Here is a 14,902-nt window from a genome sequence, read left to right as displayed (position 1 = left end):
GCGTTCTTCTTTTTACGTGCCATGCCATACCCCAGGAAGCTAAAAGTCTCCAGAGTATGGCGGAACAGAAGATGAGCGATCGGACAGAATCGGAATCGCTGATCGGGCGACCGGAATCAGTGATCGGGTGAAATCGGAATCTGTGATCGGACGTGACCGGAACCAGCACCTGTTGGTGGTGGTGGCGCTGGCCCTCACGCCGGCGCTGTGCGCCAGCTTTCTGAAACCCCATGACGATGAGCATAGCGAGAAAGGCTTTTTCGGCTGGTTCAACCGTCATTATGACGCGCTGCAAACGCGTTATGAGAATCGCGTCGGCCGCGTTATTCACGGCCCCATGCGCTATTTGTTGTTATATGCCGTTTTGCTGCTGGCCTGCGCCGTGATGTATTTACGATTGCCCACCGGCTTCCTGCCGACGGAAGATCAAGGTTATATCATGGTGCAGTACCAACTGCCGCCGGGGGCCACGGAGAGCCGCACCCGCAACGTGCACAGCGAGATCCAGCAGTACTTCCTGACCCAAGAGAAAGACAATATCAACGTCGGCATGCTGGTTAACGGTTTCAGTTTCGCCGGTAGCGGGCAAAACGCCGGGGTCGGGTTTATCGCGCTGAAAAACTGGAGCGATCGTAAAGGCACGGAAAACGAGGCGGACGCCATTGCGTTGCGGGCGATGAAACATTTTGCCGGCATGCGCGATGCGCAGGTGTATGTCTTAACGCCGCCCGCCATTTCCGGCCTGGGGCAATCCAACGGGTTCACTTTTGAACTTCAGGCCCGCGCCGGTACCGACCGCAGCCAACTGTTGAAACTGCGCGATCAGCTGATCGCCAACGCGGCCAAGGACGCCACGCTCTCCAGCGTGCGCGCCAACACGCTGCCGGATTTACCGCAGTTGCGTCGATATCGATGATGACAAAGCCGAGACGCTCGGCACCTCGGTCAGCGACATTAACGACACCCTCAGTAGCGCCCTGGGGGGAACCTATGTCAACGACTTTACCGATCGCGGACGGGTAAAAAAAGTGTATATCCAAGGCGACGCCGATTTTCGCAGTAAACCCGAGGACATCAATCACTGGTTCGTGAAAGGCACGGACAGCGACGGTAATGACACCATGGTACCGTTTTCGTCCTTCGCCACCTCCCGCTGGATCTACGGTGCGGATACCTTATCCCGCTACAACGGGCTGGCGTCCTACGAAATCCAGGGCGAGGCGGCTTCCGGCAGCAGTTCGGGGAACGCAATGAACCAGATGGAGACGCTGGCCGCGCAATTACCCGCGGGCAGTACCCATGCCTGGTCGGCGTTGTCCTATCAAGAACGTCTGTCGGGCAATCAGGCGATGTCGCTGTACGCCATTTCGCTGGTGGTGGTGTTCTTGTGTCTGGCGGCGCTGTATGAAAGCTGGTCGGTACCCTTTTCGGTTATGATGGTGGTACCGCTTGGCGTTGTGGGATCGCTGCTGACCATCACGTTGCGCGGTTTGGAAAATGATGTCTACTTCCAGGTCGCATTGTTAACCATCATTGGGCTTTCGTCGAAAAATGCCATCTTGATTGTGGAGTTCGCCGAGGAACGCTATCGCCAGGGCCAGACCCTGATAGCCGCGGCGGTGCATGCGGCCGCCATGCGGCTGCGGCCGATTCTGATGACGTCGTGGGCGTTCGCCGCCGGGGTATTGCCGCTGGCGATGTCGACGGGGCAGGGGCCAATAACCGTATCGTGATTGGTACCGGCATCATCGGCGGCATCATTACCGCCACGCTGCTGGCGATATTCCTGGTGCCGCTGTTTTTTGTCATCGTCAGGCGGATATTCCCTGGCATTACTGAGGGGGATCACCCCGTTAAATCCACCCACGAGGACACGGGGGCATGAACATGTTAGCAAGACGAATCATCATGGTGGCGCCCCTGCTGCTGAGCGGCTGTTTATCGCTGGATCCCCACTATACGCGTCCGGCGGCGCCGGTGCCGGACGGTCTGCCAACGGGCGGCGCTTATGCTTCGCTCGGCCACGCGCCGGGCAGCAATTACCGAGACATCGCCTGGCGAGACTACATTTTGGACGCCCGGTTGCGCCAGACCGTCGCCATGGCGTTGGACAGCAGCCGCGATTTGCGCGAAGCCGTGGCCGATGTTAAAGCGGCCAAAGCGCAATATGGCGAAGAACGATCGAATCTGTTCCCCACCGTTGATGCGGAACTGTCGGGGACCCGTTCCCGCGCGCTGACCGACGAGGGCAACCAGACGGCGATAAGCTAAAGCCCGTAGGCGGAGGGGAGCATCAGTTCTTTTGAGCTGGATTTGTTCGGTAAAAACCAGAGCTTGACGCGGGAACAGTATGAAACCTACCTCGGCACGCTGGCGGGTGCGCGCAGTACCCGGTTAACCGTGCTGTACAATACGGTGTATTACTGGCTGGCGCTCGCCGCCGATCAAAGCAACCTGGCGATTACGCAGCAAACGGCGCAAAGCGCGCGCCAATTCCTTGAGGTCACGCAAAAAAAATTACAGCACGGCATCGTCTCCGGGGTCGATGTGGCGTCGGCTGAAACCACCTATCAATCCGCCATGGCCGATATCGCCAGCTATCAAACCAGCGTGGCGCAGGATAAGAACGCGCTGGATCTGGTGGTGGGCCAGCGCGTGCCTGCCCAACGGCATTGAACAACTATCTGGCACGCTCAGCGATATGCCCGCCGACAAATTTCATCGCAGGTGTTGCTAAACCGGCCGGATGTCCTGGAAGCGGAGCACAATCTGAAGGCGGCAAACGCCAGCATCGGCGCGGCGCGAGCCAATTTCTTCCCGTCCATTTCCCTGATGACGTCAGCCGGGGTGGGCAGCGCCGAGCTGTCTTCATTGTTTAAACACGGTGCGGGCATCTGGTCCTTTTCACCTAGCGTCTCGCTGCCGTTATTTACCGGCGGCTACAATACCGCGCCGCTGAATTACACCCGCGCGCAAAAAGAGCTTTACGTCGCGACCTATGAAAAAGCGGTACAGACCGCTTTCCAGGAAGTGGCTGACGCGCTGGCGCGCCGCGGCACGATTAACGCGCAGTTGACGGGCCATACGGAATATGTCGCCACGGCCGGGCGCTATTATCATCTGGCCGATCTGCGATATCAAAACGGCGTCGATACTTATTTAAACGCGCTCGATGCCCAGCGGGAACTCTACAGCGCCAGGACCCAATTAGTGAGCACTCAGTTGGCGTATTATCAAAATCTGATCACGCTTTATAAAGTGATGGGAGGCGGGACAGCACTGGCGGAATCAAGGTTAGCGCTTTAACGCAACCGCGCGGGGCGCGACAAGTCCTGCCATGCCGCCATGCCATGCTGCCCCGTTGCTGCGTTCAAGGGGGGCCGAGGGCGGTTGCGGGATAAGTTTGGCGTTGGGCCATGATGCGGGACGAAGCGTGTCTTATTCCGCCGCGCCAGAACGCGCGCCCGTTTGCCGCCTGGGAAAGCGTGTGCGACCGAAGATGGCACTGGCCGCGGGCGTGCAGGTGTATTAAGGCCATTTCTTGCGCGGGGAGGTTCTTCTTGTACGCGGAGCAAGGTAACATAGCCCCGTTGCACATCAAGGTATTATTACTCATAAGGGGAAAGCGGTGAGAAAAGGAGCGGGTGAGGACTTTCACAGGCAACGCCGTGCACAAATCATTGAGGCCGCAAAAGAAAGCTTTGCTCAATCCGGTTTCCACGGCGCGACGATGGCCGAGCTGAGTCAACAATCAGGCCTCAGCGCGGGGCAGCTCTATCGCTATTTTGACAGTAAGGACGCGCTGATCGATGCGGTGGTGCGGCAGATCGCCGGGCAAAATGGTACCGCCTGCGCGCGGAGAAATTACTCGCCTTGACCGATTTCTCGGCGATTTTATTCCCCCAGTCGCCTTTTTGGTCTGACTGGCCGGCGAGAGAACGGGTTTTACTGCTTGAAACGTTCTCCGAAGCCTCGCGCAATGATACCCTCCAGTCGATTTTACGTCAGGAAGAACAGGATCTTATCGACGCGCTGGCCAACCATGGCGCACCGCCGGCGTCGTTACAGGACGAAACCCGACGCCGCGCGGGCATTGAACTGCTGTTAACCCTTATCAACAGTGCGGTTTGCCGGACGTTCCATGAAGAAGATATCGATAGCGCTATCACTGCGGTGGTAACGCGGTTTTTGTCAGTAGCCGTGCGCGCCTAGCGCCCTGACGCCACTGTGTGGCGTCGGGGCCTTGACCGGGGTGGCGCAGCGTTGCCGGAGAGATCGCCTGGCAACGGGTGACCGCCCCCGCAAACGGCCTGACCCGGGGGCTTGTGCTAGACGGCTGAATTCATTTGCCGGATCAAATCGTCGACCATGGGCCAGAAGGCCGTGTTATGCTGGGCGATATTCACGTTTTTACGCATGATCACGCCATCAATAATCAAGGAAAAAATATACAGACGCGTGCGGATTTCACTATCTTTGGCATTCGCGTTCAGCGCTCTGAAATGGCTAAAGGCATACCTCCTGTAGAGTCAGATGAGCGCGGTGGATGATGTGCTGAACGTGGGCATTCCTGCTGGCTTCCGCCGAGATGGCCAGCATCAGCGCGATACTGTCCCGCGTGTCGGCGTTGACGGTATCGCCGGCGAAGAGCGTGAGCCGGGCGCTATCGCTCTCCAGAAGAGAGTCGGCTTTCATTTTTTGCTGTAGCCGCTGAACCACCTTGTTGTTCACCAGCGCCTCAATGATGTCACTTTTCCCTTTGAAATAGCGGTAAATCAGGCCGGTGCTGATACCCGCCATCACGGCGATTTCCTGCACTGTCGTGTTATGAAACCCTTTTTGCATGACGCACGTTTCTGCGGCAGAGAGTATTTGATCGGCACGATTCATTTTCATCGTTTATTGCCCTCCACCTGCCCCTGTCACCGAATGTCGGCCCGTGCGAATAGCTTAACATGAGGGTGCGAGCAGACCTAGTGATTCGCGGCGCAGCGCCCGTCGCCAGGGGAATGGCGGGGACGTACATGGTCGCCTGCGGTCAAAAAAACGGTAAGCGCGCGTGGCGCTTACCGTGTAGGACTCTGACAGCGCCGCCCTATCAAGCGGGCACCGCGGCCGCTTTGGCGAGCCGTGACCAGACGCGATGCTCACGCAGATTCGCCAGGAACGCCTGCATCAGCTTGTCGCTAATCGCCGCGCCCTCGCTGATGCCTGCTTCATTTATCGCTGTCCTTCAGCCCCAACTGTTGTTTAAACCGCCGGGCGTCGTCGCCGAGGGCGATGGGTTTCAGGTGCTTATAGGCTTCCAGGATGTAATGGCGCGACGCCCCATCCAGTAACAGCGTGTCGAGATTGCCATTTGGCACCACAACGCCATCCACCGTAATCGACGGATTGCCCTCGATGGTGCCGTCTATGGGCAGGGTGGAGCCGTCGCTCGCCAGCAGATTGCCCATGTGCGACGCCAGCAGCTTGGCGTGAACGCCTTCTGCCTTCAGAGCCTGCATCGCGGCCAGCACATCGGTGGCGTCCACCCCGTTGCTGACCAGAAGCGCCACCAGCCGCCCCTTGAGCGCGCCGGGGCCGGTCGCGTACAGGCTGAGGGTGGGATCGCGGGTGATGCCGTTGACCACGGGCGGCGGCGCGGTGTTTTTAGCCTCGTCGGACAGACGATAGCCGAGGCGGGCGGCGATCTGGCTTGCCAGATCGACATCCACCCGGGTAAGCAAATCAATCACCGTTCGCGGATATAGGGCCGGGCGACTTTGCCTAACTCGAAACTGAATGTGTCAATAATGTGCTGTTGCTCGGCCGGCGTTTGGCTAAGCCAGAACAAACACGGATGGGCGAAGTATTCGTTGAACGAGTCGCTGCGCTGACGAATTTTCTCGCCGTCAATGCGTTCATGGTAGGTCTCAAAGCCGCCGTTTTCGGCCGCCGGCGCGTTGGAAATTATGATAAGGACACACGGGGCGGTTGATGGGAGTTTAATGGAAATTTTTGCCGCCGAGTCGGCGGATTTTGGTGTCGGTATAGGAAAATAACCGTCCCTGCAGCAGGGGATCGTTGCTAAAATCAATGCCGGGCACGATATGGCCGGGATGGAACGCGACCTGCTCCGTTTCGGCAAAAAAGTTATCCGGATTGCGGTTAAGGGTCAACTTGCCCACGATTTCCACCGGCACCAGCGCTTCGGGGATCAATTTGGTCGGATCAAGCAAGTCGAAGTCGAACTTATGTTCATCTTCCTCGGGGATCAGCTGCAAGCCCAGTTCCCATTCCGGGTAGTCACCGGCTTCAATGGCTTCCCACAAATCGCGGCGGTGGAAATCCGGATCTTTACCGGCAATTTTTTGCGCCTCATCCCACACCAGCGACGCTTTTCCGGCAACCGGTTTCCAATGGAAACGGACAAAGGTGCTTTGACCCTCGGCGTTCACCAGACGGAAAGTATGGATGCCAAAGCCTTCCATGGTGCGCAGGCTGCGCGGTATCCCGCGATCCGACATCGCCCAGAAGACATTATGCAGCGTTTCCGGCTGCAACGAGACATAATCCCAGAAGCTGTCATGGGCGGGGGGCCGCCCTGCGGCATCTCGTTGTGCGGTTCAGGTTTCACCGCATGGACGAAATCGGGAAATTTATGGGCATCCTGAATAAAAAACACCGGCGTATTGTTGCCGATCAGATCGAAGTTGCCTTCCTGGGTATAAAATTTCACCGCAAAACCGCGAATATCGCGCACCGTGTCGGCGGAGCCACGCGACCCCTGTACGGTGGAAAACCGCACATACACCGGCGTTTTGACCGACGGATCGCGCAGAAAGCCCGCTTTGGTGATATCGGTCAGCGGGCGATAGACTTCAAAGACGCCGTGCGCGGCGGATCCGCGAGCATGCACGATACGTTCCGGTATGCGTTCATGATCAAAATGGGTGATCTTCTCACGCATGATGAAATCTTCCAGCAGCGTGGGTCCACGCTTGCCGGCGCGCAGCGAATTCTGATCATCGGAAATTTTGGTTCCCTGATCGGTAGTCAGGGGCTGATTTTCACCGTTTTTGCGGTGAGGCCCCAGCGCGTCGAGTTTAGCGTTGGTTGTCTTGGGGAACTTGGCCGAACCGGAGGCTGTGGGCTGTTTCCCCGGCTCGGAAGGGCCAGGCGGCGGCATGTGGCTGCCGTCATCGGGGGCTAGACTGCCGAGGCCGAGGGAAGATGATCGGCCATCCGGTGCTGGGGCAGGATGGGACAGGCGTTGCTGGGCCTCAGAAGGATCCTTGGGTGTCGACATGGCTACGTTGCTCCTCTCACTGTTTACAACCGGTTAAGTAGCGATTTACCACCGCCTTTTGGGATCGGCTGGATCAACTATAGAACAGATTTCCCTTACCGTTTTCAGGGCAATAGCCCGCGTTTTTGTTGACGCCGTGCCGTATTCACGCTGTAAAACAGTCTGTTAGAGGAATATCGATCGTCGCGCCGGGCGTAAAATAACCGCGGTTAGGAAGCAAATAACAGTGTGAATAATAGGGAATGACTGCGCCAACCCGCGCGCCGCCTGGGCCGCAACGTCAGGCAAATCTTTCTCTATCGTTACGATAGCCTGCGCCGTCGGCGGTGCTCTCGGCCAGATCTTCTTAGGGGGCTGGCAATAGGCTGGCGCGCACCCGCTGCCAGAGCGCCTGCACGGACTCGGAAACCGCCGGATGCCGTACCAGCGGCGCGCCCTCCGGGTGCTGCAGGGCGAAAATCAGCGCCGCGATACAGACCAATCGCTCGAGCTGGTTGCCTTTGGCGGGGCTCAAGATCGGCACGCGAAACCGCCAGCGGCAGGGCCACAGCAGCGGCACGCCGGCCGGGGTCAGCATATCCGCCGCGATATGGCTTAAATAGCCGATAATCATGGCATGAAACGCATCCGGGGGAATGACGCTTTGCGGCGGCAGGCGCAGGGTAAATAAGAGAATGCCGGCGATGATCGCCAGCAGGCTATGGGTGAAGCCGCGATACCCACATAGTCAGGCGATAGGCGCGGACAGCCAGGTCAATCGCTGCCCCAGCATCGATTTGGGGTGGTCGATATCCGGCAGTAGGCAGGTAAGTAATCCGCCGGCGATATGTGCCACCAATCACCGTGGGCCAGTGCAGGCGTGAGCGCCATTTTTTGGGCTAAAATGGTGCTGGCCAAGGCAAAAATAAAATGTCCTTCGGCGGTCATAGGCGGCACGGCGCGAAATGGCTGGTCATTTGTCCAGTATAGAGCAATCCCGTGCCGCCGGGAATAGGTTACCTTGTAACTTTTCCTTGCCGGTTAGCGTGCAAGACAGCCGCCGTCGACCGCCAGGGTGTAGCCGTTAACATAATCCGACGCCGCCGACGCCAGGAATACCGCCGGCCCCATCAAATCGTCGGGCAATCCCCAACGACCTGTGGGGATGCGCTCCAGGATCGCCTGGCTTCTGGCCTCATCCTCACGCAGTTGCTGGGTATTATTGGTGGCCATATACCCGGGCGCCAGGGCGTTGACATTAATGCTGTGTTGCGCCCATTCATTGGCTAGAAGACGTGTGACGCCCATCACGGCGCTTTTTGAGGCCGTATAGGAGGGAACGCGTATGCCGCCTTGATAGGAGAGCATCGAGGCGATATTAATGATTTTCCCACCGCGGCCCTGCTGAATAAATTGCCGGGCCGCCGCCTGGGCAATGAAAAACAGCCACTTGATATTAAGATTCATCACATCATCCCAATTTTTTTCGCTGAATTCGATGGCATCCTGGTGGCGAATAATGCCGGCATTGTTGACCAAAATATGTAAGCGTACGCCCAGCGACAACTGGGCTTGTGTCAGGAACACCTTGCCGTCCTGGGCCAGCGGCCAGACAAAACGGCCGCGCTCAAGGCGTTTTGCCAACAGGCACAGGTCGTCATCGGTTGACCACAGGACCTTTATCAGGTTGCCGCGTTTTCCCCGGAAGACGAAGACATGGCCGGATAACGGATTTTCCTGGAGGGCGGACACGACTTTGGCGGCGAGGCCCTGGAAGCCGTTTCGCATATCGGTGTGGCCGGCGCCGAGCCAGATACGGGTGCCCGCCGGTAAGCCCATCATGATTGCGGGCCTTTGAGTTCATGGATAAGTACGCATAACAGCGCCGGTGTCAGATTGCCGGCCAGCCGTAACCGGGCACCGGTGAACTCAATGTCGCAAGTAACGGGTTCGGCAGAGGGTAAAAGGAGAACGTAAGGGTGATAGTTCGGCGGTGAGTGTAACCGCCAGTAGCTCAGCCTGCTGTGTAGTGGGGATTTTAGGTTGGACACCGAACTTGCCCTGACGGTAGAGCTGGCGTCAGTTGAACAGCAAATTGTCATTGATACCGTTATCTCGTGCCAGCTTGGCAATGGATACGCCGGGCTGGAGCGCCTGCTCAACCAGCTTAATGTTAAAGTCCAGCGGGAAATTGGGACGACGTCTTGAGGGTTTTGGTGGGGTTTGTTTCATGAATTGTGCCCATTAAAAAAATAATGGACATCATCTTCAATAACTTGATGGGGAATTAACAGACGGCGCTGGGCGTACGCTTACGCGCGAGGCAAGTATCAGCGTGTCGAAGGCGGCCAGGTATTCCATGACATTGCGCTGAAATCCGGTGAAGATCACGCGATCGCCGAGACCCAATTACGCCGCTTGGCGCGCCAGATTGGCCTGCTCGCTACCCGATCCCACCAGTACCATTTTCCAGCGTGCGTCGGGGTAGGCCTGCTGGAACGCCCGTAGCGCCTGTAGCGTATGATCATGCACCTTGCGGGCGATGAGCGAACCGATACTGCCGAACAGGAAAGTGCGCGCGTCGGCGCCAAGGGACTCGCGCAGTCTCGCGCCATCCGGCAGCGGCTGCTGAATATCGATGCCGTTAAACACCGTTTGGCACAACGCCGGACGGACGCCATCCTGGACCAGGGTTTGCCGCACGCCGTTGGATACGGCAATGACACAGCGCGCCCCCCGGTTGACGCGCGCGACGATATGCGGGTCGAGCAGCGGCTCGATGCAGCAATGTTGCACCACCGCTACCGGTAGGCTCTCGGCCGCTAAATACCCTTCTATATTGGAGCTGGGCTGGTTATTCATATACAGCAGGTGATATTTTCCTGCGCGCAACAGGTCGGCAATATGGCGGGCGTTCGGCGCGACAGCGCTGGTCGATGGCTTGCACGGCGCGTTTGCGCCAGGCGGCGTTGAACAGCAATAGGCCGCGCAAGATCTCCTTGCTCAATTTGGCCCACAACGGCTGCCGGCGCTGCACGATGAATCGGGTCGGAATACCGATGGCGTTCAGGACGTCGCCGATGGTTTCTTCATTGTCGCGCCGATAATTATGGTAAAAACAGTACGTAATCTCAAAGCGGTCGCGGTCGATACGTTTGAGAAGCTCCAACAGGCTGTTGGTGCCGCCGCCCCATTCTTTGCCGTTATCCAACAGCAGAATTTTCAACCGACCTTGTGGCATCGTCATGCTTTTCCACCGGACAGACCATCCATAATTTTAGCGCATAGTAACATAGATGCGCTATCACACACTATTTCACCGCGGTAAGGCGGCGAGCGCCGGTTGTTGACGCCGGGCGGGAAAAAGACGGGTCGCGCGGGCTAAAACGTGCGGCGTTGCGGCCGCGGTTCCAGGGGGCGGGAAGGCAAGCGGGCTATCCTTTTTCCCCTGACGGCCTAGCGCTGGCAAGACCGCCGCCGGGGCCCCCCCTTCGCCTGAGAGGCTGGGGCAGGTCGCGCGTGTCGTCGGCAGCCTATTTACCGACGTCAGTTTTGCTTGCGTCGGGCTTACCGACGGCAGGCTTGCTGTCGTCAGGTTTACCGAGATCAAGCTTACCGGCATCAGGCGTCGTCTCGCCGCGCAAAATCCCCCGCCAGGTCTCGGCGACGCTTGATGCGATGGCGCTTAACATGGCGTCGGCATAGACCGGCGGCGGCGCTTGGCGGCTCGGACAGTAGGGTACGCCGCGGAAAGGATGCCGGCGCGTCGACGCCGGTTTGCCCACCGGCGCCGCCGCGGTAACCGGCTCGGACCGTTCGTTGAGCAGCATACTCGGACGTACCAACACAATATCGCCGGGCAGGGACGGCAGCATCTGGTGCAGCACGTGCACGGTGGCGGGATGGGGATGACCGATAGCGATAGCGGACCCGTTGCGGTAGGCCAACGCCACCGCACGGTTGAACTGCGCGCGGATGTCGGCCTCGTTGGCGGTGTCGTCCAGGAATACCCTCCGTTTGAGAACCCGAACGCCGGTGCCGGCGGCGGCGGGTACCGACTGGCTGTTGCCGATGGTCATGCTATCGAGGAAATAATAGGAATAGCGACTCAATGCCTGCATGACGTTTTGCATGCCGCTGAGACTGGAGGTCATGGCGCTGCCCATATGGTTATTCAGCCCCACGGCGTAAGGCACTTTCTGGCTCGCCTGGTGAATGATGTCCGCCACCTGTTCGCGGCTCATCGCCGGCGTAAGCGTATTGCGCTCCAGAGGCTGTTTGCTTAACGGCGCCATCGGCAAATGTATCAGGATTTCGCGCCCCTGCTGGTGGGCTTTCACCGCCATCGCATGGGCATAGGGCGCATCGGGCAGCACCGCGATGGAAATATTGACCGGCATGGCCAATACCTGATTTTCGATCGCGGGCCGATAGCCGAAATCATCAATGACGATGGCCAATTTCCCGGCCTGTGCCGCAGCGCTTGCCAGCAGCAGGAGTATTACAATCGTGGTGCAGAAAGTTTTAATCGGCAAACTACCTTCCTAACCAGGGTATGGGATTGACCGCCTGGCCCTGGCGGCGAATTTCAAAATAAAGCGACGGCGGGCACTGGCCGCCGCTGGCGCCGACAAGGGCGATAGGTTGCCCGGCCTTGACCTGGTCGCCGACGTTGACCAGCGCGCTCTGGTTATAACCATACAGGCTCATATCGCCCTTACCGTGTTCAATCACGACCATCAGCCCATAACCCTGCAACCAGTCGGCCATCAGTACCCGGCCGGCGGCAATCGCTTTCACCTCACTGCCTTCCGGCGCCGCAATCACCAGCCCTTTATAGCGCATTTCTCCCTGCTGAGGCTCGCCGAAGCTGTGCAGCATGCGGCCCCGCACCGGCCACAGATCTTGTCCCGCCGGACGGCCGAGGCCGCCGGTATGGGCGACCAGCGCACGCTCGCTTTCGCTGGGTTTATAGGTGCTGCCGCGGCTTTTCGCCTGCGCTTCCCGCTCCGCGCGGGCGATGGTATCACGCAGCCGCGCCTCGTTTTGGTGCAGCTCCGTCAGGCGCTGCTTATCTTCCGCGATAGACGAATTCAGGCCGCTCAGAGTTTTCTGACGCGCGGCTCGGGCGCTTTGCAACGTTTGCTGCTGCTGCAACACCTGCTGTTGCTGCTGTTGTTTCTGCTGCTGCTCACGCTTTTGCGCCACGAGGTCGGTACGGGTCTGGTGCAGATCATTAATGGTTTTCGCGCGCGCTTCGTTAAGGTAGCTGAAATAGGCCAGAATGTGTTCACTGCGCATGCTTTCCTCGTTGCTAAGGATCAACTGCAGCCCGGAGTGCTGCCCCTGGCGAAAAGCGGCGTCCAACTGCTGCGCCAGCAATTTCTGCTGCGCGGCCTGACGGTCCTGCAACTGGCGAATGGAGCGCGTCAGCCGATCGATATCGCGGTTAGCGTCTCCAGCGCGCGCTGCATATCCCGCAGGGTGCGGGACGAGCGGGCGATGGACTGCTCTTACTGCTTTAGTTGGCCGAGCAAAGCGGTGCGCTGTTTTTGCTGTTGCTGAACGCTTTTTTCTTTGGCGAGGATAGATTGTTGCACCGTTTCAAGCTGCTGCTTGTTATCCGCGGCGTGACCGGCGACAGGCAACAGCAGCGCGCCGGCGCAAAGGCGATACCTGAATCCGGTGGCTCGCTGCCGATCGTCGGCGCGCGTGGGATATGAATTTTTCAACGGTGCTTTTTCCCTCATGGCGGCGATTATTTCACGTTGAACAGCTGCTTACCAGTCATCTATTAGCGCTTTGGCATCGGTTTCATCCGAGATTTTTGCGTCGAGACGCGCATTGCCGTCAGTTTCTTGGCGATGTATCGGTATATTGGCTGAATTTGCCCGGCGGCGAGGGTATACTCGAATGCTTTAACTGGTGGACATTTACTAACGGGAGTCTTTTCACCCCATGCAAGAAATTATGCAATTTGTCGGCAATCATCCCATGCTTAGTTTAGCGTGGGTGGTCCTTTTGGGCGCCGTAATTTTTACCACTTTTCAAAGCCGGTTCTCCAAGGTGGGCGACATCGCCCGCGGTGAAGCTATCCGCCTGATCAACAAGGAAGACGCGGTGATTGTTGATCTGCGCAACCGGGATGATTACCGTAAAGGGCATATTGCCAATAGCCTGAATCTGGCGGCGTCGGACATCAAATCCCGCAATCTGGGCGAGCTGGAGAAAGCGAAGGGTAAACCGGTCATTGTCGTTTGCGCCAGCGGCACCACCTCGCGCGATCCGGCGCAAAACCTGATCAAAGCCGGCTTTGAACGGGTTTATGTGCTTAAAGAAGGTATATCCGGCTGGAGCGGGGAAAATTTACCGCTGGTCCGGGGTAAATAACTCTTTTTCCATCAAGAAGGGAAGACCATGGCCAATATCGAAATCTATACCAAAGCAACCTGCCCCTATTGCTATCGAGCTAAAGCGTTATTCACCCGCAAACAGGTGCCGTTTCAGGAAATCCCCATCGACGGTGACGTGGATCTGCGAGAAGAGATGATTAAGCGCAGCGGCCGCACCACGGTGCCGCAAATTTTTATCGATGGCAAACATGCGGGCGGCTGCGATGATCTGCACGCGCTTGATGCGCGCGGCGGCCTGGACCCCCTGCTTAAATAAACAGAACCGACGGGGCGTGCGCCTTGGCGCCCGTACCCGGCACTTTAACTAAAGGGTTTTTCAATGTCAGAACAAAATAATACCGAGATGGCGTTCCAAATTCAGCGCATTTACACCAAGGATGTTTCGTTTGAAGCGCCGAACGCGCCCAAGGTGTTCCAGCAGGAATGGCAGCCTGAAATCAAACTGGATCTTGATACCGCGTCCAGCCAGCTGGCGGAAGAGATTTATGAAGTCGTGCTGCGGGTCACCGTGACGGCGACGCTGGGGGACGACACCGCGTTTTTATGCGAAGTCCAGCAGGCGGGCATCTTTACCATCTCCGACATTGACGGCCCCCAGATGGCGCACTGCCTCGGCGCCTACTGCCCGAATATTTTGTTCCCCTACGCCCGCGAGTGCATCACCAGCCAGGTGTCCCGCGGCACCTTCCCGCAGCTGAACCTGGCGCCGGTCAACTTTGACGCGCTGTTCATGAATTACCTGCAGCAGCAGGCCGACGGTGAAGGCAGCCAGCCGGTTCAGGACGCCTAATTATGCCTGGCGATGCTTCAATGATTGTTATCGGTGCCGGCTCTTACGGTACGGCCCTGGCTATCACCCTGGCGCGTAACGGTCATGAGGTGTTGCTGTGGGGACACGATCCGGCCCATATCCAGGCGCTGGAGGCGGCGCGCTGCAATCAAGCTTTTTTGCCCGACGTGCCCTTTCCGCCGACGCGGCGCCTGGAAGCATCGCTGCCGACGGCGCTGGTCGCCAGCCGCGATGTGCTGATTGTTGTCCCGAGCCACGTATTTGGCAGCGTGCTTACGCAACTCAAACGTAAGCGCCCCGTGGAGGACGTCTTGAATTATTGGTGGGTTTGTTGTATGGCCCGGTAAGAATATGTTCCACTACGATGCCTAGTGAACCCGCATCCTATAAAGGACGGCTGTCAGATCATGGATAATCCGGCGATGATAG

At 58.1% G+C, this 14,902-nt stretch carries 9 protein-coding genes and 9 pseudogenes; 8 read left to right on the top strand and 10 right to left on the bottom strand.

Features of this window, described 5'->3' with window-relative positions; translation table 11 throughout:
• Positions 1 to 106 precede the first annotated feature (106 nt).
• From ACMX3H_RS04170 to ACMX3H_RS04155, 4 genes and pseudogenes are all read left to right on the top strand, one after another.
• A pseudogene (locus tag ACMX3H_RS04170) lies at positions 107 to 1,885 on the top strand (efflux RND transporter permease subunit); the annotation flags it as partial.
• Between the two features lie 2 nt (positions 1,886 to 1,887).
• Positions 1,888 to 3,306 (top strand): annotated as a pseudogene (locus tag ACMX3H_RS04165) (efflux transporter outer membrane subunit).
• Positions 3,307 to 3,628: 322 nt separating this feature from the next.
• Positions 3,629 to 3,877 carry a TetR/AcrR family transcriptional regulator gene (locus ACMX3H_RS04160; protein ID WP_415209920.1) on the top strand — a complete coding sequence of 83 codons (249 nt, stop codon included), beginning with the start codon at positions 3,629 to 3,631 and terminating at the stop codon, positions 3,875 to 3,877.
• A complete protein-coding gene (locus tag ACMX3H_RS04155; RefSeq protein WP_415209919.1) occupies positions 3,874 to 4,212 on the top strand; it encodes a hypothetical protein in 339 nt (112 codons plus the stop codon). Before ACMX3H_RS04160 ends, ACMX3H_RS04155 begins: the two co-directional genes overlap by 4 nt.
• Positions 4,213 to 4,506: 294 nt before the next feature.
• Here ACMX3H_RS04155 and ACMX3H_RS04150 read toward each other — a convergent pair whose 3' ends face one another.
• The 10 genes and pseudogenes from ACMX3H_RS04150 to envC all read right to left on the bottom strand — a co-directional run bounded on the left by ACMX3H_RS04150 (position 4,507) and on the right by envC (position 13,020).
• Positions 4,507 to 4,890 carry a TetR/AcrR family transcriptional regulator gene (locus tag ACMX3H_RS04150; RefSeq protein ID WP_415209921.1) on the bottom strand — a complete coding sequence of 128 codons (384 nt, stop codon included), beginning with the start codon at positions 4,888 to 4,890 and terminating at the stop codon, positions 4,507 to 4,509.
• Positions 4,891 to 5,098: 208 nt separating this feature from the next.
• A pseudogene (locus ACMX3H_RS04145) lies at positions 5,099 to 7,291 on the bottom strand (catalase).
• Between the two features lie 346 nt (positions 7,292 to 7,637).
• Positions 7,638 to 8,218, bottom strand: a pseudogene (locus tag ACMX3H_RS04140) (metal-dependent hydrolase).
• Between the two features lie 93 nt (positions 8,219 to 8,311).
• A pseudogene (locus tag ACMX3H_RS04135) lies at positions 8,312 to 8,818 on the bottom strand (SDR family oxidoreductase); the annotation flags it as partial.
• A gap of 21 nt (positions 8,819 to 8,839) precedes the next feature.
• A pseudogene (gene tnpB / locus ACMX3H_RS04130) lies at positions 8,840 to 9,109 on the bottom strand (IS66 family insertion sequence element accessory protein TnpB); the annotation flags it as partial.
• Positions 9,110 to 9,349: 240 nt separating this feature from the next.
• Entirely contained in the window at positions 9,350 to 9,502 is a 153-nt protein-coding gene (locus ACMX3H_RS04125) for a transposase (protein WP_415209918.1), read from the bottom strand.
• A 177-nt stretch (positions 9,503 to 9,679) separates the two neighbouring features.
• Positions 9,680 to 10,177: pseudogene (locus tag ACMX3H_RS04120) on the bottom strand (glycosyltransferase); the annotation flags it as partial.
• Positions 10,125 to 10,517 carry a hypothetical protein gene (locus ACMX3H_RS04115; protein ID WP_415209917.1) on the bottom strand — a complete coding sequence of 131 codons (393 nt, stop codon included), beginning with the start codon at positions 10,515 to 10,517 and terminating at the stop codon, positions 10,125 to 10,127. The pseudogene ACMX3H_RS04120 and the gene ACMX3H_RS04115, both read right to left, overlap by 53 nt.
• 286 nt (positions 10,518 to 10,803) lie before the next feature.
• Entirely contained in the window at positions 10,804 to 11,805 is a 1,002-nt protein-coding gene (locus tag ACMX3H_RS04110) for a divergent polysaccharide deacetylase family protein (RefSeq protein ID WP_415209916.1), read from the bottom strand.
• Between the two features lies 1 nt (position 11,806).
• Positions 11,807 to 13,020: pseudogene (gene envC, locus ACMX3H_RS04105) on the bottom strand (murein hydrolase activator EnvC).
• A 208-nt stretch (positions 13,021 to 13,228) separates the two neighbouring features.
• Between envC and ACMX3H_RS04100 the strand changes: the two are divergent.
• The 4 genes and pseudogenes from ACMX3H_RS04100 to ACMX3H_RS04085 form a co-directional block, all read left to right on the top strand.
• On the top strand, positions 13,229 to 13,660 hold the full coding sequence (locus ACMX3H_RS04100; RefSeq protein ID WP_415209915.1) for a rhodanese-like domain-containing protein: 432 nt from the start codon (positions 13,229 to 13,231) through the stop codon (positions 13,658 to 13,660).
• Positions 13,661 to 13,687: 27 nt separating this feature from the next.
• Positions 13,688 to 13,939: a glutaredoxin 3 gene (gene grxC / locus ACMX3H_RS04095; protein WP_415209914.1), complete on the top strand. Its 252-nt coding sequence runs from the start codon at positions 13,688 to 13,690 to the stop codon at positions 13,937 to 13,939.
• A gap of 63 nt (positions 13,940 to 14,002) precedes the next feature.
• Positions 14,003 to 14,473 carry a protein-export chaperone SecB gene (gene secB, locus ACMX3H_RS04090; protein WP_415209913.1) on the top strand — a complete coding sequence of 157 codons (471 nt, stop codon included), beginning with the start codon at positions 14,003 to 14,005 and terminating at the stop codon, positions 14,471 to 14,473.
• A gap of 2 nt (positions 14,474 to 14,475) precedes the next feature.
• Positions 14,476 to 14,760 (top strand): annotated as a pseudogene (locus ACMX3H_RS04085) (2-dehydropantoate 2-reductase N-terminal domain-containing protein); the annotation flags it as partial.
• Positions 14,761 to 14,902 lie beyond the last annotated feature (142 nt).

Origin of the sequence: Sodalis sp. (in: enterobacteria) (genome assembly GCF_047607725.1) — a bacterium.
Lineage (GTDB): Bacteria > Pseudomonadota > Gammaproteobacteria > Enterobacterales > Enterobacteriaceae > JBLKSS01.
The sequence above is the reverse complement of the archived record's forward strand: the minus strand, read 5'-3'. Positions and strand labels throughout refer to the sequence as shown.